Genomic DNA, 17,936 nt, shown 5'->3' with positions numbered 1-17,936 from the left:
CATGTTGTAAAATTAAGTGGTTAACACCAATAACGAATACCCACCCAATAATTTTACAGTAAAGTCTGGAAAAATGGGATATAAAATATTTCTTGGGATATTAGCCAATTTGGTTTTAAGCTGTCGATTTGGTAGTTCATTAGCACCATTCGTATAACAAAAGTCGAGTACTTTATATCCAGAACCTTCTAAAGTAGACAAAGCTGTTTCTTTACAAAAATAATGCAGATGTCCAATCTCATAGCGTCCCGGTGCCATTTTATTTCTAAACAAAGCACTCACATGCATGTCAAGTGGAATATGAAATACTTTATAAGTAGCCTTAGTTTTACATTGCTCCAAAAAGCCCAAGTAATCCGGCACATGTTCAAAAACATCAACCATTAAAAGAACGTCATGAAAGGTGTTAGAACGGGTAAAATCCTCCAAATGAAAAGTAACATTTTCTTTGTGTTTCTTTTGAGCTTGTTGAATAGCATCTTCAGCAATATCAAAACCTTTATATTGTTTGGTACTATCATTATATGTCGCATCCAGATGATACAAAATTTCACCAAACCCACATCCCACCTCAACCATTGTTTGGAAAGAAATGTTGTTTTTTTGTAGTAGAGAATAAATTTGACTTGCCTTCCATGGTGAATCTTCTACATGCCACGTTTTAGTAAGCGCTAAATATTCGGAATTGCTATCGTTATAATTCATAAGTTTTATTTAAGGATAAATGTATTCAAGAGGTACATATTGTTCAATTTCTTTACAATTTTGTTTTTCTCTCCAAACACGCATGGGTAAATATAATATAATAAACCACCAATACCAAAACGGAAGGTAAGGAAGTAATTTTAAACCTGAAATCCATCCAGATTTTAAAACAGTAACAGCTAAAATTCCAGTAGCAGTGGTAGCGCACTTCAAAAAAATAAAAGCCTTATTTTTTAAACTTTTAGGCAAGCCTAAGTAAGACAAATAATTGGGCCAAAAAAGTCTGTTATCCTGAAAAGTACGAAAAGTTTTTCTGGCATCTACTGCTACTTGGGCACCATGAATACGAGTTAGTGTCATGGCTTCAGAAATTTCTATATAAGCATAATCTCGTACTAACTTCATCCATAAAAAAATATCAAAATGAATATATTGAGCATCAAATTGACCTATTTGTAAGAAAATGTCTTTCCGAACAACAGCAGTCGTTAAAGCTGGAAAATAAGTAGTTACTCCTTCAAATAGTGAGGTAGCAGTAATGGCTTTAGGATGAATCTGATAAGTAGTCTTTTCTAGGACGATGCTTTTGTAAAACACATCATAAGGATGAATGGTAACTCCATTGATCGCATTAAAAGGTGCTTTTACCATTTGATTCGAAAAGAGCCAGGCAGGTTGATGACTAATTAAAGCTACATCATGATCCGTTGGCAAATTTGAAATAATCCGAACTACCTCAGTCACGCAACCTTTTAACATGATATCATCATGACAAAAAAAATGTATCCATTTGGAACTACAATAAGAAACGGAGCGGTTCACATTAGCCACTTGTCCTACATGATCTGGACAAGTAATAATTTTAAGCCTTGAATCCGATTGATATTCGCTAACAATCGCTACAGTATTATCTGTGGAAGCATTATCTACAACAACTAATTCGAAAGCTAAACTATCTTGTTGTAAAATACTTTCTATGGCTTCTCTAATAAAATTGGCACCATTAAAAACAGGCAAAGCAATAGACAGTAGGGTCATTTATTTTGATTTAGGTAACGCAAATATAAAACATATAAGAAACTAAATTGAAAAAAATATGAAATTGATATAGCCACACAAGCACCCGTAAGTTGAAACGCAACGGTTAAAGGATAAATTAAAAACACTAAAATGACTAACCCAAAAATTTCAGCATAACTGGAAAACAAAGGCTTTCCAAAGCCTTGAACAAGGGCAGCCATTACGGTTTTTAAATTCAAAAAGAAATACCCAACCAACAAAATCAAAGCAATAGGAATCGCAGCTAAAAAGGCATCACCAAATAACATAGGAAGCGCAAAAGGAGTGCAAAACAAGGCAAAAACTGTTGTGAGTCCATTCAACATAAAAAATTGCAACAGTACCTTTGAAGCTAACGTTTTTTTATCAAAGTGCGATTTTAATGAGGCAACTTTAGGCAAAAAAACCGTTTTATAAGCCGTGGGAATTATGGAAGTAAAACTAGCTAAACTATTGGCTACAACATAAATACCTAAGTCCGCTGAAAGCAACAAACTAGAAATTAAAATTTGATCCATTTTTATATTGAGGCCCTGAGACAAATCGCCAACCCAAACCTTAAAACCATAATTATAGATGATTTTAATTGTCTTTTTATGAATGGATAGACTAAAACCTGTTGAAAAGTGAATCGTATAAATTTTTAAAAACAGTAAAAACTGAAGTAAAGTTATGCCTATCTGGATCCAAATAATTGTTTCAACCGTTAAAATATGGAAGAAAAAAAGGAATAAAATTCCAATAAAATAAACTACTGGAAAAAAAAGTCGAGTAATATTAAAAACTTTAAATTTCGATTTTGCTTGTAATAAAGAAGCAACCAATTGATTAAAAATAGAAAAAGGTAATGTAACCAACAATAGTAAGCTATACCACTTTAAATGCAGACTTAAAGCATGTAGTGTGACAAAAATTAAAAGACTCCCCACTAAAATACTTACAATAGAATTTAGCGCTGTTACATACAAAAATGTACCATTAATGTGCTTTAGGTTTCTATTTTCTTTAGAAAAAAAATAAATAACAGATTGATACGTTCCAAAAGAGCCTAAATACAATAATAACGAAGGCCAAAGTAAAATAGCAGCAATTTCTCCACGCTGTGCTGGTCCTAAAACCCGACTAATTAATATTGACCCAATTAATCCAAAAAATAGAACTAAAACGGAAAAAACGATATTTGAAAACAGTATTTTTTTCAAAATTAAAAAGGATAAACAAGCGTATCAGTTGGGTTGTATAAAATATCTGAATAAGCCAAAAGAATAAACTCAGAAGCTGAATTATTTTTAAAATTATGAGCAATATTATTGGGCACAAAAATAGTTTGCGGTTGATTTTCGTTTAACTCCAAAGAAATATATTCTTTAGTTTCAATATCTATTAACTCTAAAACACAACTGCCTTTTAATAAAGTAAACCACTCCTTGGCTATTGGATGATAATGTCCGCCTTTCGACTGATTAGGTTGTGCAACCGTAACATAAAACTCACCTAAAGTAGGAGACAAATGGTTTTCTGTTCCTGTAATCACTTTTAAAAACCAACCTCGATGATCTTCAATTCTATTTCTAGATATAATTTCAATTTTATTTTGTAACATCTGTTATATAAGTTTTAATTCCATCTTGTAAAGAAAGTGTAGCATTCCAATTAAAAACACGCGATGTTTCCGTTGCATCTATTGCTAAAAAAGACATCATAGTATCCTCTCTTTGAATTAATGAAACTGCAGCGTTAGGCACAAAGTGTAACGTTTCGAAAACGGTATCAATAATATGTTTAATACTGAAAGCTTCTTTCGTACTTACGTTAAAAATCCCATTAGGGTTGGAAGTCGACTGAGTAATCTTTGCTAATAAATGCACCACATCGTCAACATGTAGGTATTGTCTTATTTGCGAACCAGATGTCACTTGAATAGGAGTTGCATTCTGAATAGCATCTACTAAATAAGGTACCAATCTCGCTTTATTCTCTCCCGGACCATAAATAGTAGGTAAAATAAAATGCAACCAATTAATTCGGTGAATATTACCATGAATGTATCTAGTAAGAAGACGTTTAGAATTACAATAATGATTTGGAACCTGACCATCAGCATGAATTAGCTCCTTAACAGATGCATAGTGTTGCGCAGTGGTATACCCCATTTCAAAATAAGAACCAAAAGTGATAAATTGCCCTTTGAAATCAATTGTTTCTAAATACTGTGAAATGGCAATAGGCTCATAAACATTAACAGAATAAAGTAAAGAGTTGGCTGTTGTGACGTTAGCTTGTACACCTGCAGCAGAAAAATAAAAAACAAAATCACAGGATGCTAGAACTGCTAAATCGAGTGGATAATCGGGTAACGAATAGTTATAAAACGCATGTGTTTCGTGAGTAGGTTTACTGCCAAACAACACGAACTCATAGTCTGAATAAGGAGCAAAAAAAGCAACATATTTTTGAGCTAAAAAAGAAGTACATCCTAAAATTGCAATTTTTTTCATGGGGCAAATGATATAAAAATTAATTAAAAAAACGGTCGATATCTTGCGCTATTAATTGATAAGCATTTGTAGAATGATAATGATTTTTATACCAATGAACAGTAAGAGCTATGGCCTCCGCTGCAGAAAATTTTGGCTCCCAATTTAAATGTGCCTTTACTTTAGAAATATCCAACTGCAACAAATTGGCTTCATGCGGCTGCTGAGTCAATTCAGGTACCACATAACTTCCACTTCCATAAACTGCAATGGCTTGTTTCACCACTTCAATAACGGTTAAATTATCAGCTACAGAAGGCCCAAAATTATACGATGTTCCAAATTTTATGGGATCATTTTTTAAATGAATGGCTAAATTCAAATAACCAAACAAAGGCTCTAACACATGCTGCCAAGGGCGAATAGAATTCGGATTTCTAACACAAATTTCTACATCATTTTGTAATGAATACATGATATCTGGGAGCAACCTATCTGTAGACCAATCGCCACCACCAATCACATTACCCGCTCGCACACTAGCAAGCCCCTTTTGGTGTGTAGAAAAATCTTGAACATTAAAATAAGACTTTCTATAAGAATCAATAACTAATTCACAAGCCGCTTTACTAGCACTATATGGATCGTATCCTCCTAAGGGATCGTTCTCGGTATAGGCATACATTTCTTCTTTATTGTGGTATACTTTATCAGTGGTAATGCAAATAATTTGACAAGCATTCTCTAACTTTCTTGCTGCATTTAAAACATTAGCCGTTCCAATTACGTTCACCTGAAAAGTTTCTAAAGGAATTTCATAACTCAATCTTACTAACGGTTGAGCTGCTAAATGAAAAATAAAATCGGGTTGAAAAGCTAAAATCTCACGTTCTAAAGAATCGTAATTTAAAATTGTATCGATACAACTTTCAAAAGTTATTTCTTGTGCTATTTCCTCAAAAATTTTTTTATTATTTTCTGGTGCTAAGGCATATCCTTTGGTTAGGGCGCCTAATTTATCTAACAAAACCAATAGCCAAGTTCCTTTAAAACCAGTGTGCCCGGTTACAAAGACTTTTTTCCCCTGAAAATTAGACGTGTAATAAGCTAATGATGAAGTTACCAAATTTTCCATGGGGCAAGGTCATTTTTCCACATTTCTTCCAATTCCATTTTATCGCGTAACATGTCCATCGGTTTCCAAAAATCGGTATGTTTAAAAGAAAACAATTCACCATCTTGTGCCAATTGCTCCAAAGGTTGCTTTTCAAAAATGGTAGCATCATTTTCTAAATAATCGAAAATTTTAGCTTCACATACAAAAAAACCACCATTGATCCACACACCGTCGCCTTTTGGTTTTTCTGTAAAACTTACAACTTCATTGTTATCACCTATTTGTAACGACCCAAATCTCCCTTCTGGTTGAACTGCAGTCATAGTAATAGCACCTTTATGCGATTGATGAAAATCAAGTAAATCTTTAATATTTACATTAGATAAACCATCTCCATATGTTAAAAAGAAAGGATCTTCTCCTAAATAATCTCGTACACGTTTTATTCTTCCACCAGTCATACTTTCTAATCCAGTATCTACTAATGTAATTTTCCAATGTTCCGCTTTATTTTTGTGATAGGAAATTGTATTTTTTTCAAGATCAATAGTCATATCGCTCAAATGTGCATAATAATTGGCAAAATATTCTTTAATCATATATCCTTTGTATCCGCAAAGAATGATAAACTCATTAAAGCCATGTGCACTATAAATTTTCATGATATGCCATAAAATAGGCATTCCACCAATTTCAACCATAGGTTTAGGTTTTAAACTGGTCTCCTCAGACAATCGAGAACCAAAACCCCCTGCTAATATTACTACTTTCATAATCAAACAATTATAATCTTCCGTCAACTTCTGTGTTAAGAAATCCTTTAACATCATAAACAACATTATTGTTTTTTGTTAAAGATTTGATATCTAAATCATGAAATACGGAATGAGAAACACCTAAAATTAGCGCATCAAATTGAGTTACTGGAAGCGTTTTAGTAGTTACTATACCATATTCATGAAGCACTTCTTCTGGTTTTGCCCATGGATCATAAATGGTAATATTTATGCCATATTCTTTCAAAGCATGAACAATATCTACGATTTTAGTATTTCTTACATCTGGACAATTTTCTTTAAAAGTGATTCCTAAAAGCAATACTTCTGCTTTATGCAAAACGATTTCTTTTTTAATCATTAACTTCACTACTTCTGAAGCTACATATTCACCCATACTGTCATTCATTCGGCGACCAGCCAAAATAATTTCTGGATGATAACCAGCTTCTATAGCTTTTTGAGCCAAGTAGTACGGGTCAACTCCAATGCAATGTCCGCCTACTAAACCTGGTTTAAAAGGAAGAAAATTCCATTTAGTACCAGCGGCTTCTAATACATCTTGCGTATTGATATCTAAAATATTAAATATTTTTGCTAATTCATTTACGAAGGCAATATTGATATCGCGTTGTGAGTTTTCTATAACTTTAGCAGCTTCCGCCACTTTTATTGTTGGGGCTAAATGCGTGCCTGCCGTGATGACACTATTGTATAAGGCATCGACTTTTACGCCTATTTCTGGAGTAGAACCTGCGGTAACTTTTAATATTTTATCTACAGTATGTTCTTTATCACCTGGATTAATTCTTTCAGGAGAATATCCTGCAAAGAAATCGATATTAAATTTTAATCCTGATAATTTTTCTAAAACGGGAACACATTCGTCTTCTGTAACACCCGGATAAACAGTAGATTCATAAATAACAATATCGCCTTTTTTTAAAACTTTTGCAACGGTCTCACTTGCTTTATAAAGTGGTGTTAAATCAGGTTTGTTGTGTTTATCTACTGGCGTTGGAACGGTAACGATGTAATAATTACAATCCGCAATATCCTCCAACTTATTAGAACAATGCAAATAATTGGTTATAAGTGTTGAGTTATGAGTTTTTAAAACCGATTTCAACAAATCTTCTTCCACTTCTAAAGTCAAATCGATTCCGTTGTTTAATTCGGTAATTCTTTGCTCATTAATATCGAAACCTATCACAGGATACTTAGTAGCAAATAATCTTGCTAATGGAAGTCCTACATAACCTAATCCAAGGATAGCAATGCGAATTGGTGATTGGGTGATTTGGTGATTTGGCGACATTAAATACTCCATTTTTCAGGTTCAACAATCATATTTACTAACATTCCTAATACCATATCGTATTGTTTATAAATCTCATTATAGAATTCATTATCAATATATTCACATTCTAATGCAAAATCTAACCAAACTTGAGTTTCGGCAGCTTCTGCTTCACAATCAGATAATTTAGACACAAAGTTCTTTGGATATCTTCTTTTTCTAAATGCTTCTGCTAAATTAGCACAAACAGAACGAGAACTTCTTCGAACTTGATCTGTCAATGAATATTTTTCTTCAACAGGAAAACTTTTCGAAACTTTATAAATTTTCATACTTAGCTCAAAAGCCAATTGATAAACTCTTAAATCTTTATGCGTACTAATTTTTGCCATTCTTTTATCAATTTTTCAATCTCAAAATCTCTTTTTCAAAACGTCCATGTCCCAAAGTCTCCCCATCTCAAAGTCTCCCTTTCCCAAAGTCTCACCTTCTCAAAGTCTCACCTTCTCAAAATCTCCACTTCTCAAAGTCTCACCTTCCCAAAGTCTCACCTTCCCAAAGTCTCACCTTCCCAAAGTCTCACCTTCCCAAAGTCTCCCCATCTCAAAGTCTCACCTTCCCAAAGTCTCACCTTCTCAAAGTCTCACCTTCTCAAAGCCTCACCTTCCTAAAGTCTCCCCATCTCAAAGTCTCCTCTTCTCAAAGTCTCCACTTCCCAAATCTAACTCCCAATTGCTTGATAAATAAATCCGATTTTTTCTAATTCCGTTTTGTTTAATAAATTTCTACCATCAAAAACGAATGCCGGTTTTAGCATATTGTCGTATATTTTTTGCCAATCGTACGTTTTAAATTCATCCCATTCTGTTAAAATGGCGATAGCATGAGCATTATTACAAGCATCATAACCATTTTTTTCAATAGAAATGTATTTTTTATTATCTGCTTCCGTACGAGTTTCTAGATAATTTAAATCGAAAAGAATTTGATCTGCTTCCACTTTCGGATCGAAAACGGCAATATTTGCTTGTTCACTAATTAAATCATTAGCAACATAAATGGCTGCAGATTCTCTGGTATCGTTGGTATCTTTTTTGAAAGCCCACCCTAAGAAAGCAATTTTTTTACCAGAAACAGTATTATACAAAGTACTGATAATATTTTTAGAGAAACGACTTTTTTGATGATCGTTCATGATGATAACTTGTTCCCAATAATCGGCAACCTCATTTAATCCATAAGATTTTGCAATGTAAACCAAATTCAAAATGTCTTTTTGGAAACAAGAACCTCCAAAACCTACAGATGATTTTAAGAATTTAGAACCTATTCTAGTGTCTAAACCTATAGCTTTAGCTACCTCATTTACATCAGCACCCGTTTTTTCACACAATTCACTCATGGCATTAATTGATGAAACACGCTGCGCTAAAAAGGCATTAGCCGTTAACTTTGATAATTCAGACGACCAAACATTCGTGGTTAAAATATTTTCCCTGTTCACCCAATTGGCATATACCTCAACTAATTTACTTATGGCAACTTGCCCTTCTGGAGTAGTATCACCACCAATAAGTACTCTGTCTGGAGCAAATAAATCTTCAATAGCTGTTCCTTCTGCTAAAAATTCTGGGTTAGATAAAATTTGAAAATTAACTCCATTTCCAGTATGATCTAAAATATCTTTAATTGCCTGAGCAGTTCTTACAGGTAAGGTTGATTTTTCAATAACGATTTTATCATTTTTGGCTACTCTTGCAATTTGTCTGGCACATAATTCGATATATTTCAAATCTGCTGCCATTCCTTTTCCAACTCCATATGTTTTTGTTGGAGTGTTTACTGAGATAAAAATTGCGTCTGCTTCATCAATAGCCTGATCAACTTCAGTGGAAAAAAATAAATTTCTTCCACGAGCTTCACCAACTACGGCATCTAAACCAGGTTCATAAATAGGAAGCAAACTTAAATCTTCATGGTTCCAAGCGTTAATTCTATCCTGATTTAAATCGACAACAGTAACTTTAATATGTGGACATTTCTGTGCGATTACTGCCATTGTTGGTCCACCAACATAACCTGCGCCTATGCAGCAAATATTTTTAATCATTTTGTTTTATTTTTAAATGGTTCCAATACCAATCGATAGATTCTTTCAATCCTTCTTTAATAGCATATTTTGGATTATAGCCTAATAAATCTTTAGCTTTATCTATACTTGCTAATGAATGAGGAATATCTCCTCCTCTATTTGGTCCGTAAATACAAGGAATATTGGCTATCTCAGCATCATATGGTTTTAGAAACTCTTTTATATATTTTATTAATTCGTTCAAAGTGGTTCTTTCTCCAAAAGCGGTGTTATAAACTTGGTTAATGGCCTCCGGATTTTGAGCCTGCAAAGCTAATTCATTCATTTGAATTACATTGTCTATATAGGTAAAATCTCTTGAAAAATTACCATCACCATTAATTACTGGACTTTCGTGATTTATAAACAAAGAAATAAACTTCGGAATAACAGCTGCATAAGCACCATTTGGTGTTTGATAGCGTCCGAAAACATTAAAATATCTCAAACCAATAGTTTCTATTCCGTACGTTTTACTGAAAACATCAGCATATAATTCGTTTACATATTTAGTAATGGCATAAGGAGATAAAGGTTTACCAATAATATCTTCTACTTTTGGCAAAGCTTCAGAGTCACCATAAGTGGAAGAGCTTGCTGCGTAAACAAATCGTTTTACGTTAGCTTCTTTTGCCGCTTGCAACATGTTTAAAAAACCAGAAACGTTAACATCATTTGTTGTTATTGGATCATTAATAGAACGAGGCACACTTCCCAAAGCAGCATGATGCAACACATAATCTGCTTTTTCAACTGCTTTTTTACAGGTCTCAAAATCTCTAATATCGCCTTCTATTAGTGTAAAATTAGAATTATTTAAAAACTTTTGGATATTGCCTTTAAATCCAGTAGAAAAATTATCTAAACAAATTACATAATTATTATTTTGTAAAAAATAGTCGCACAAATTAGAACCGATAAAACCTGCTCCACCCGTAATGACAATTTTTTTATTTTGAATAGTATAATTCACTAATTAATTATTTTTCTTATTAAATAAATTCAGTTTGTCTAATATTTTTTCTTTTAAAGTTTTAGGTTTCCTATCTTCTTCATAATAAGTACCATAACCATAGCCATAAGCACCATAACCGTAACCATAACCATAGCCGTAACCATATTTAGCTTTATTTTGGAACCCGTTAAAAATGATACTTACATTTTTAAGTTCGCCTCGCAAGTGTTTTTCATTCACAACAGAAAGCATACCACGTTTTGTAAAAGCTTGTCTTACTACATATAATGTTGCGTCAGCAAAGTGAGATAATTCTAAAGCATCAGAAACCAAACCAACAGGAGGCGTATCTAAAATAATATATTCGTATTTTGTTTTTAATTCGGCAATTAATTCCGACATAGCATCACTCATTAATAATTCAGATGGATTGGGTGGAATTGGCCCTGAAGTTATTAAATCTAAATTTGGAATATGCGATTTGTGAATAATTTCATTAGCAGTTTTTTGACCTACTAAATAGTTCACAACTCCTAAATTATTATCTACTTTAAAATCACCAAAAATTTTAGGCTTTCTTAAATCTAAACCAACAATTACTGTTTTTTTATCACTCATAGCAAAAACAGTAGCCAAATTTATAGAACAAAATGATTTTCCCTCACCTGATATAGAAGAAGTAAGCATTAATATTTTAGTGCCTTCTAGATTCTGTTTTTTGGATAAAAACTGTAAAGATGAACGAACAGCTCTGAAAGATTCGGCTAATGGCGATTTAGGTTTCTCAAAAACTGATAAATTGTTTTCAGAATTTTTCTTCCCAATAACTCCAATTATAGGAATTTTGGTTAACTGTAAAATTTCTTGTGTTGTATTTATGTTAGTATCAGATAATGCAATGATTAAAACGTACAAGAAAGGTAAAAAGAAACCTACTATTATGGCTAAAACGTAATTTATAGATCGTTTTGGACCTCTAAAACCACCTCCAACATCTTTGGCAGAATCTATAAATTCTATGTCGGAAACACTAGCTGCTTTTACAATGTCTGCTTCACTTCTTTTTTCAAGAAAAGTACTGTAAATTTTTTCTTTTAAGTCGTATTTTCTCGAAATATTGATATAATCTTGTTCTTTATCTGGCAGTGCAGTTATTGAACCTTCGGCTTCTTTTATTCGCGAATTGATACTTCTTAAATCTATGGATAAAACATTTTTAGAACTTTCAATATTATTTAAAAGTACTTTTTTTAGTGATTCCATTTGAGAATCTAATTCATTGTATAATTTAGGATTTTTAACAGTAAATGTCTTTTCGGCTCTTTCAATAGACATTTGAATTAATTTTGAAACACTAGCAATTACATTAGGATCGTCTATTCCTGCAACAGCTGGAGCAGGAAGTTTAGAATAATCTGTATTTTTCTCTAAATAACTTTTAAGAAAATTGTAATAAGAAAGTTTTCTTTTGATGTTATCTTGCTCTAAATCGAGATTAGAAATTTCTTCAGATAGTTTAGTACCTCCGGCTTCTAATTCATATACATTTGTGGTTTTTCTGAATTTTTTTAAATCCGATTCTGTATTTTTTAGTTGTCCTTCAATTTCATTTAAAGTACTGTCGATAAATCGTATTGTATTGACAGCAAAAAGATTTTTACTATCTAATTCATTTTCTCTTAAAATGGTTACGGTTGAATTTAAATATTCTACCAAACGAGCTTTATTAGAACCTTGCATGTCTAAAACAATCACAGAAAGAGCTTTAGGATCTGTATTTACGCCAATACCTTTATAAGCGGCTACAGTTGAATTAAAATCATCAAACTGTACATAAATTTCTTCGTTAAGAGTTAAAGGTTTTGAGGAATCTAAAGTAACTTGCCCGTTAAAAAACGGTAAATTTATTTCTTTATTGAACTTAAACCTACTAGTAAATTTTTTACCTGTTACTTTTATAGTGCTTGAAGAGTAATCGGCATAATGATATAACATTACCTCTTTCGCTTCCCCAAAATCTACTTCAAAATCAAATTCTGTATTAGAAACTGGTTTAATTTTAATAAGCATATTTGCCAATTGCCCTCTTTGCTTATTTATTGCAACTTTATAAGGAATTGAACCGTACGCATCAGAATAAAAATAATCGCCTTTTCTTAAGTATTTGATATAATATTGAAGCTTGTCTACAACTTTTTCGTTGTGCGATCTAGATCGTAAAGTGGTAATTACCGTTTGAACTTTATCGGAAGTGCCGCCCCAATTAAAAGTCAAACTAGTGTTGTTGGAAAACATAGGGTTACTATCATCTTTTACAACAATTGAGGCATCCATACCATAAACGCTTTCTTTACGAATATTTACATGATAAGCCCAATATATAGTAATTGACATAGAGAGTAAGAAAATTTTCCAATGCCCAAGTAACTTAACTAAAAAGCCTTTAACATCAAAACTTGCTCCTTCACCTAACAACTTAATATCTTTTGTATCAAACATTTGAGGAAATTATAAATTCTTAATTAATAAGTAGGTTGTTGTTAAAACACCAAAAAGAGAAAGTGTTGTTGTTAAAGTTTGTAAGCCATTTAAACCTAACCCTGTACTTTTTTGTTTCAAGGGTTTGATATAAATATAATCGTTGGGCTTTAAATAAAAATAAGGGGAATTAATTACATTTGCATCAGTTAAATCTAAAGTACCCGATTGGTATCCTGTTGGGATTTTTCGCATTACTACCACTTCTTTTTTGTTACCCGTAATTGGAATGTCGCCAGAATTAGCAATCGCCTCCAAAATATTCAATTTATCTTGAAAAACGGTATTGGTTCCTGTGGTTGCAATTTCTCCGTTTATCGTGTATTTAATTCCAGCTAATTTAACGGTTACAAATAAATTTGAAGCAGCGGTAAAATATTCTTCTAACAATTTTTTTTCTAATAACTTACTCACTTCATCAACGGTTTGCCCTTGAACGTTTAAAAGTCCAATCACCGGAATTCTGATATTTCCATAACCATCTACCTGATATCCACTAAAATACAACTGATCTTGAGTAACAGTACCAGTAGTTTTAGATTCTGTTTTGTTAAATATTTCAACATCTTTCGGATTTGAAGCCTTTATTTCAATAGCTACAATATCATCAACTTGTAATCTGTAAGGCTTATAAGCATCCGCATTTATTTCAATATCTGCAACTTTATCTTTATTTTTTTCTAAATAAAGCGTATCCTTGAACGGAATACATGAAGCTAACAATTGAAATATAAAGAATATTTTTATGTTTTTTATAAAAAATTTCATAAGTTCATTTTAGATTTTACAAATATACTTTTTCCAAATTAATTTAAAAGAATTACATCGATTTAATTGAGGATTCAAAAGGAATTCTATGCAACAAACTTCTTCCAAGTGTAACTTCATCAGCATATTCCAATTCATCACCAACAGAAATGCCTCGCGCAATTGTAGAAACGTTGATATTAAACGCTTTAATTTGCTTAAAAATATAAAAATTAGTAGTATCACCTTCCATTGTAGAACTGAGTGCAAAAATAATTTCAGAAACTTTTTGTTCTTGTACTTTTTCAACCAAAGAAGTAATGTTTAATTGGCTTGGAGAAATGCCTTCTATTGGAGAAATTTTCCCACCCAAAACATGATAAATTCCTTTATACATTCTTGTATTTTCGATGGCCATTACATCTCTAACATCTTCTACTACACAAACTATGGAATGGTCACGAGTTGGATTATTACAAATTTCGCAAATTGTATGATCTGAAATATTATGACAATTTTGACAATAAATTATTTCATTTCGCATTTTAGTTAAAGCTTCCGTTAATAATATCGTTTGTTCGGAAGGTTGTTTTAACAAATGAAGCACTAAACGCATGGCAGTACGCTTACCAATTCCTGGCAGCATTGCTACTTCATTAACCGCATTTTCTAATAATTTTGATGAGAATTCCATTATGCAAATATATTAAAAAGAAAAAACCTATTTACATTTATAAATAGGCTTCTAAAAGATTTTAGGCTGTATTATTCTATAATTTTTGCAGAAATAATTGCCCTTTTTGCTTCTTTACCAAACTTTTCTTTTACAGCAGGCTCATACATTGATGTGATAACAATACATTCATTTTCTCCTGAATGTTTCACTAAAACTTCCATGAAAATTTCTGTACCATTTTCAACTGTTATATTTCCTGTATAGAAAAATATTTTTTTACCCGCATGATCAAATTCTCCGGTTTTTAAATTTTTGATTCCTTCTGGCGCTTCTTTTTTCATTTCAGCAATTAAATCTGAATATTTTTTCGGCACTACCATTCCAATCAAAGCTGCTTTAGGTGTATTAGAAAAATATGCGTTGCCTTCACTCTCTGGATAAACCGACTTGTTAAAATCCATTTCAATTAATACTTCTGGCGCATTTTCAAAATCTTCTACAATTTCTTCTTGACCAAAAGAAAAGGAAACCGATAATAGAGTTAGAAAATAAAATAACTTTTTCGTAAGTAGGTTTTTCATCTCAATAAATTTAATTTTTCCAAATGTAAACAAATATGCTTTGAATTTACATTATTCTGTTATTTTTGTAAAAAAAACTTATGCAACCAAGTACTATATTAATTTTTTTTCTTTCCTATTTTATCGTTTTGTTCGGAATTTCTTATTTCATGAACAAAAAATCAGGAAGTAGTAACGATACTTTTTTTAAAGCCAATAGTAAATCACCATGGTATTTAGTTGCTTTTGGAATGATTGGTACCGCACTTTCGGGTGTAACTTTTATTTCTGTTCCTGGAGCAGTTGAAGCGAATCAATTTGCTTATTTTCAATTCATTTTAGGAAACGCTATAGGTTTTATAATTGTGGCAACTGTTTTATTACCATTATATTACAAACTGAATCTGACTTCAATTTACACCTATATCGAACAACGTTTAGGATATTTCAGCTACAAAACGGCTTCGTTTATTTTTTTATTAAGTAGAACAATTGGTTCTGCATTCCGTTTATATTTGGTAGTTTTAGTATTGCAACGTTTCGTTTTTAATGAATTTAAAATCCCATTTGCAATTACTGTTTTAATCAGTTTAGCACTAATTTTCGCTTACACTTATAAAGGCGGATTAAAAACCATAATTATTACCGATACTTTACAAACGGTATTTTTAGTGGCTTCTGTTTTCTTTACCATTTATTTTGTTTGCCAAAGTTTAGATTTTGGATTATCTGAAGCTATTGCAGAAATAAATACTTCAAAATATTCGAAAATTTTCTTTTTTGAAGATTTTATAGGTTCTGGTCAACATTTTATAAAACAAATTTTAGGTGGAATTTTTGTAACCATCGCTATGGTTGGTTTAGATCAAGATTTGATGCAGAAAAACTTAAGCTGTAAAAACATCAAAGAAGCACAAAAAAACATGTTTACTTTTACAGGGATTTTTGTAGTTATCAATTTATTTTTCTTAAGTGTGGGTGCACTTTTATATTTGTATGCTGCTAAAAATAACATTGCTGTTCCAACTTTAAATGGTGATGTAAGAACCGATTTATTATTTCCAGAAATTGCGTTCAATCATTTCGCCTTAGTTCCGGCAGTTGTGTTTTTGTTAGGATTAACAGCTGCTACTTTTGCCACAACCGATTCGGCTTTAACAGCATTAACGACTTCCTTTTGCATTGATTTTTTAGGCATGGAGAAAAAAGAAGAAACAAAAGACACTGTAAAAACAAGACATTTGGTTCATATCGGATTTTCTTTAGCAATTTTTATTGTGATTCTGATATTTAATTCGTTAACCAATCAATCGGTTGTGAAACTAATTTTTAAAGTCGCATCGTATACTTACGGACCGCTTTTAGGTTTATTTGCTTTCGGAATTTTAATTAAAAATCGTTCCGTAAAAGACAAATTGGTGCCTTTTATTTGTTTACTATCACCAGCCATTACTTATTTAATCAGTGTGAATTCTGGAATTGATCCTAAAGCGCCAAAACTAATTCCATACGCATTCGCAGAAGAATTAATTATCGTAAATGGATTGATAACGTTTATGGGATTGTATGTAATTAGTAAAACAACAAAAGTAAAAAGCTAAATATTGAACTTAAAAAATACTATTTTTACTTTTTACTTTTTACTTTTTACTTTCGATTAATACTGATTTGTAGCTAACAAAACCAAAGTACAAGCCACTTCAAACTCAACATTATTCTGTTTCAATATTTCGTAAAATTCAGGATTTTCGGTTCCTGGATTAAAAATTACACGTCTAGGTTGTAAAGAAATAATATAGTCGTAATATTCTTGTTGGTTTTTCGGATTTAGATATAATGTAACCGTATCAACTCTGTTGAAAGGTATTTTTGTGGTTTCAATTTTCACATCTAAGGCCATTCCTTCTTTTGTACCAATAGCTACAACTTGATGACTTTTATCGATTAGACTATGAATCGCTTTATATGCATATCGTTCTTTGTTTGTGGTTGCGCCTAATACTAGAGTTTTCATGTTTATTTTATTTTTAGTTTTGATAATTTTAGTCACGAATTATTAAACTCATCGAAAACAACCTTCATAGTATTCGAAAATTCGAGGCAAAAATCTGTTTTATTTTTATCTAAATTACTAAATGTTTTTTAATTTACATTTAAATAATTCTATTTTAAATTCTATCTTTGGATAACAAGATATATTTGCAAAAAAACTATGGACATTTTTATTTATTTATTTGCCGCTTTATTTTCCGTTTTAAATCCGATTGGAACTGTTCCTATTTTTGTGGGATTAACTCAAGGCTACACTTCAGCGGAACGTTCAAAAACTTCGCTTATTACTTCAATCAACGTTTGCATTATCTTGTTAATTTCTTTTTTTGTTGGTCAATATGTTTTAGAATTTTTCGGTATAACAATTACCGCTTTACGTATTGCTGGAGGAATTATTATTGCTAGTTCCGGTTTTTCTTTATTGAATGGAAATTTTAGTAAGAATAAAGGAATCAATAAAAAAGTACAAAAAGAAGTAGAAACGCGACAGCATATCGCATTGACACCTTTAGCAATGCCCATGTTAGCTGGTCCAGGTTCTATTTCGTTATTAATTGCCTATTATCAAGAATTAAGTGAATCAGGTAACAAAATTACCAGTTCAGAAATTTTATTTTCTTGTGTTGCCATTTTGGCTGTTGCTGCTCTGATTTATTTGGTATTAAGAAGCGCACATTATTTAGCCAAAATATTAGGTTCTTCTGGAATTGTGGCCATTTCAAGAATCATTGGGTTTTTAACAATTGCAATCGGAATTCAATATATCATTAGTGCTACTTTAAGTATCATCAGAGGAATTTAATACTGAATTTCAATTCATTAACCGATTAACTTTAACTTTTG

General features: G+C 31.8%; 18 protein-coding genes. 2 read left to right on the top strand and 16 right to left on the bottom strand.

Features of this window, described 5'->3' with window-relative positions; translation table 11 throughout:
• Positions 1 to 12 precede the first annotated feature (12 nt).
• The 15 genes from G4D72_RS03100 to G4D72_RS03030 form a co-directional block, all read right to left on the bottom strand.
• Entirely contained in the window at positions 13 to 705 is a 693-nt protein-coding gene (locus G4D72_RS03100) for a class I SAM-dependent methyltransferase (protein ID WP_166076148.1), read from the bottom strand.
• A 9-nt stretch (positions 706 to 714) separates the two neighbouring features.
• A complete protein-coding gene (locus G4D72_RS03095; RefSeq protein ID WP_166076147.1) occupies positions 715 to 1,743 on the bottom strand; it encodes a glycosyltransferase family 2 protein in 1,029 nt (342 codons plus the stop codon).
• Complete coding sequence (locus G4D72_RS03090) at positions 1,740 to 2,966, bottom strand: oligosaccharide flippase family protein (protein WP_166076146.1); 1,227 nt, start codon at positions 2,964 to 2,966, stop codon at positions 1,740 to 1,742. Before G4D72_RS03090 ends, G4D72_RS03095 begins: the two co-directional genes overlap by 4 nt.
• Before the next feature lie 2 nt (positions 2,967 to 2,968).
• The gene (locus tag G4D72_RS03085; protein ID WP_166076145.1) at positions 2,969 to 3,367 is read right to left on the bottom strand and encodes a polysaccharide biosynthesis C-terminal domain-containing protein; all 399 of its coding nucleotides are present in this window, start codon (positions 3,365 to 3,367) and stop codon (positions 2,969 to 2,971) included.
• Positions 3,354 to 4,262: an NAD-dependent epimerase/dehydratase family protein gene (locus G4D72_RS03080; protein WP_166076144.1), complete on the bottom strand. Its 909-nt coding sequence runs from the start codon at positions 4,260 to 4,262 to the stop codon at positions 3,354 to 3,356. The genes G4D72_RS03085 and G4D72_RS03080 overlap by 14 nt, the downstream gene beginning before the upstream one ends.
• 19 nt (positions 4,263 to 4,281) lie before the next feature.
• Positions 4,282 to 5,376: a CDP-glucose 4,6-dehydratase gene (rfbG, locus tag G4D72_RS03075; RefSeq protein WP_166076143.1), complete on the bottom strand. Its 1,095-nt coding sequence runs from the start codon at positions 5,374 to 5,376 to the stop codon at positions 4,282 to 4,284.
• Positions 5,361 to 6,131: a glucose-1-phosphate cytidylyltransferase gene (rfbF, locus tag G4D72_RS03070; RefSeq protein WP_166076142.1), complete on the bottom strand. Its 771-nt coding sequence runs from the start codon at positions 6,129 to 6,131 to the stop codon at positions 5,361 to 5,363. Before rfbF ends, rfbG begins: the two co-directional genes overlap by 16 nt.
• Positions 6,132 to 6,141: 10 nt before the next feature.
• Positions 6,142 to 7,452: a nucleotide sugar dehydrogenase gene (locus tag G4D72_RS03065; RefSeq protein WP_166076141.1), complete on the bottom strand. Its 1,311-nt coding sequence runs from the start codon at positions 7,450 to 7,452 to the stop codon at positions 6,142 to 6,144.
• Entirely contained in the window at positions 7,452 to 7,826 is a 375-nt protein-coding gene (locus G4D72_RS03060; protein ID WP_207784848.1) for a four helix bundle protein, read from the bottom strand. Before G4D72_RS03060 ends, G4D72_RS03065 begins: the two co-directional genes overlap by 1 nt.
• A gap of 329 nt (positions 7,827 to 8,155) precedes the next feature.
• Positions 8,156 to 9,544: a UDP-glucose 6-dehydrogenase gene (locus tag G4D72_RS03055; protein ID WP_166076140.1), complete on the bottom strand. Its 1,389-nt coding sequence runs from the start codon at positions 9,542 to 9,544 to the stop codon at positions 8,156 to 8,158.
• Complete coding sequence (locus G4D72_RS03050; RefSeq protein ID WP_166076139.1) at positions 9,537 to 10,538, bottom strand: SDR family oxidoreductase; 1,002 nt, start codon at positions 10,536 to 10,538, stop codon at positions 9,537 to 9,539. The genes G4D72_RS03055 and G4D72_RS03050 overlap by 8 nt, the downstream gene beginning before the upstream one ends.
• 3 nt (positions 10,539 to 10,541) lie before the next feature.
• Positions 10,542 to 13,019, bottom strand: a complete 2,478-nt coding sequence (locus G4D72_RS03045; RefSeq protein WP_166076138.1) for an exopolysaccharide transport family protein — start codon at positions 13,017 to 13,019, stop codon at positions 10,542 to 10,544.
• 9 nt (positions 13,020 to 13,028) lie between these two features.
• Positions 13,029 to 13,826, bottom strand: coding sequence for a polysaccharide biosynthesis/export family protein (locus tag G4D72_RS03040; protein WP_166076137.1), 798 nt, complete (start codon positions 13,824 to 13,826; stop codon positions 13,029 to 13,031).
• A gap of 52 nt (positions 13,827 to 13,878) precedes the next feature.
• Entirely contained in the window at positions 13,879 to 14,499 is a 621-nt protein-coding gene (gene recR / locus G4D72_RS03035) for a recombination mediator RecR (protein WP_166076136.1), read from the bottom strand.
• Between the two features lie 71 nt (positions 14,500 to 14,570).
• Positions 14,571 to 15,062 (bottom strand): hypothetical protein, encoded by a 492-nt coding sequence (locus G4D72_RS03030; RefSeq protein ID WP_166076135.1) that lies wholly within the window; start codon positions 15,060 to 15,062, stop codon positions 14,571 to 14,573.
• Positions 15,063 to 15,142: 80 nt separating this feature from the next.
• Between G4D72_RS03030 and G4D72_RS03025 the strand changes: the two genes are divergently transcribed.
• Positions 15,143 to 16,642, top strand: a complete 1,500-nt coding sequence (locus tag G4D72_RS03025; protein ID WP_166076134.1) for a sodium:solute symporter — start codon at positions 15,143 to 15,145, stop codon at positions 16,640 to 16,642.
• A gap of 56 nt (positions 16,643 to 16,698) precedes the next feature.
• On the opposite strand, the gene G4D72_RS03020 is transcribed toward G4D72_RS03025, so the two are convergent.
• On the bottom strand, positions 16,699 to 17,055 hold the full coding sequence (locus tag G4D72_RS03020) for a CoA-binding protein (RefSeq protein ID WP_166076133.1): 357 nt from the start codon (positions 17,053 to 17,055) through the stop codon (positions 16,699 to 16,701).
• 198 nt (positions 17,056 to 17,253) lie between these two features.
• Between G4D72_RS03020 and G4D72_RS03015 the strand changes: the two genes are divergently transcribed.
• Complete coding sequence (locus tag G4D72_RS03015) at positions 17,254 to 17,895, top strand: MarC family NAAT transporter (protein WP_166076132.1); 642 nt, start codon at positions 17,254 to 17,256, stop codon at positions 17,893 to 17,895.
• The last annotated feature ends 41 nt before the right edge of the window (positions 17,896 to 17,936 follow it).

This window comes from Flavobacterium difficile, from assembly GCF_011392115.1.
In the GTDB taxonomy this organism is placed as follows: Bacteria; Bacteroidota; Bacteroidia; order Flavobacteriales; family Flavobacteriaceae; genus Flavobacterium; species Flavobacterium difficile.
The sequence above is the reverse complement of the archived record's forward strand: the minus strand, read 5'-3'. Positions and strand labels throughout refer to the sequence as shown.

Bases quoted from the DNA above. Each gene is read 5' to 3' on its own strand.
- G4D72_RS03040 (WP_166076137.1), bottom strand. From the start codon at position 13,826: ATGAAATTTTTTATAAAAAACATAAAAATATTCTTTATATTTCAATTG.
- rfbG (WP_166076143.1), bottom strand. From the start codon at position 5,376: ATGGAAAATTTGGTAACTTCATCATTAGCTTATTACACGTCTAATTTT.
- G4D72_RS03095 (WP_166076147.1), bottom strand. From the start codon at position 1,743: ATGACCCTACTGTCTATTGCTTTGCCTGTTTTTAATGGTGCCAATTTT.
- G4D72_RS03045 (WP_166076138.1), bottom strand. From the start codon at position 13,019: ATGTTTGATACAAAAGATATTAAGTTGTTAGGTGAAGGAGCAAGTTTT.
- G4D72_RS03015 (WP_166076132.1), top strand. From the start codon at position 17,254: ATGGACATTTTTATTTATTTATTTGCCGCTTTATTTTCCGTTTTAAAT.
- G4D72_RS03100 (WP_166076148.1), bottom strand. From the start codon at position 705: ATGAATTATAACGATAGCAATTCCGAATATTTAGCGCTTACTAAAACG.
- G4D72_RS03080 (WP_166076144.1), bottom strand. From the start codon at position 4,262: ATGAAAAAAATTGCAATTTTAGGATGTACTTCTTTTTTAGCTCAAAAA.
- G4D72_RS03020 (WP_166076133.1), bottom strand. From the start codon at position 17,055: ATGAAAACTCTAGTATTAGGCGCAACCACAAACAAAGAACGATATGCA.
- G4D72_RS03025 (WP_166076134.1), top strand. From the start codon at position 15,143: ATGCAACCAAGTACTATATTAATTTTTTTTCTTTCCTATTTTATCGTT.
- G4D72_RS03060 (WP_207784848.1), bottom strand. From the start codon at position 7,826: ATGGCAAAAATTAGTACGCATAAAGATTTAAGAGTTTATCAATTGGCT.
- recR (WP_166076136.1), bottom strand. From the start codon at position 14,499: ATGGAATTCTCATCAAAATTATTAGAAAATGCGGTTAATGAAGTAGCA.
- G4D72_RS03055 (WP_166076140.1), bottom strand. From the start codon at position 9,544: ATGATTAAAAATATTTGCTGCATAGGCGCAGGTTATGTTGGTGGACCA.
- G4D72_RS03030 (WP_166076135.1), bottom strand. From the start codon at position 15,062: ATGAAAAACCTACTTACGAAAAAGTTATTTTATTTTCTAACTCTATTA.
- rfbF (WP_166076142.1), bottom strand. From the start codon at position 6,131: ATGAAAGTAGTAATATTAGCAGGGGGTTTTGGTTCTCGATTGTCTGAG.
- G4D72_RS03085 (WP_166076145.1), bottom strand. From the start codon at position 3,367: ATGTTACAAAATAAAATTGAAATTATATCTAGAAATAGAATTGAAGAT.
- G4D72_RS03065 (WP_166076141.1), bottom strand. From the start codon at position 7,452: ATGTCGCCAAATCACCAAATCACCCAATCACCAATTCGCATTGCTATC.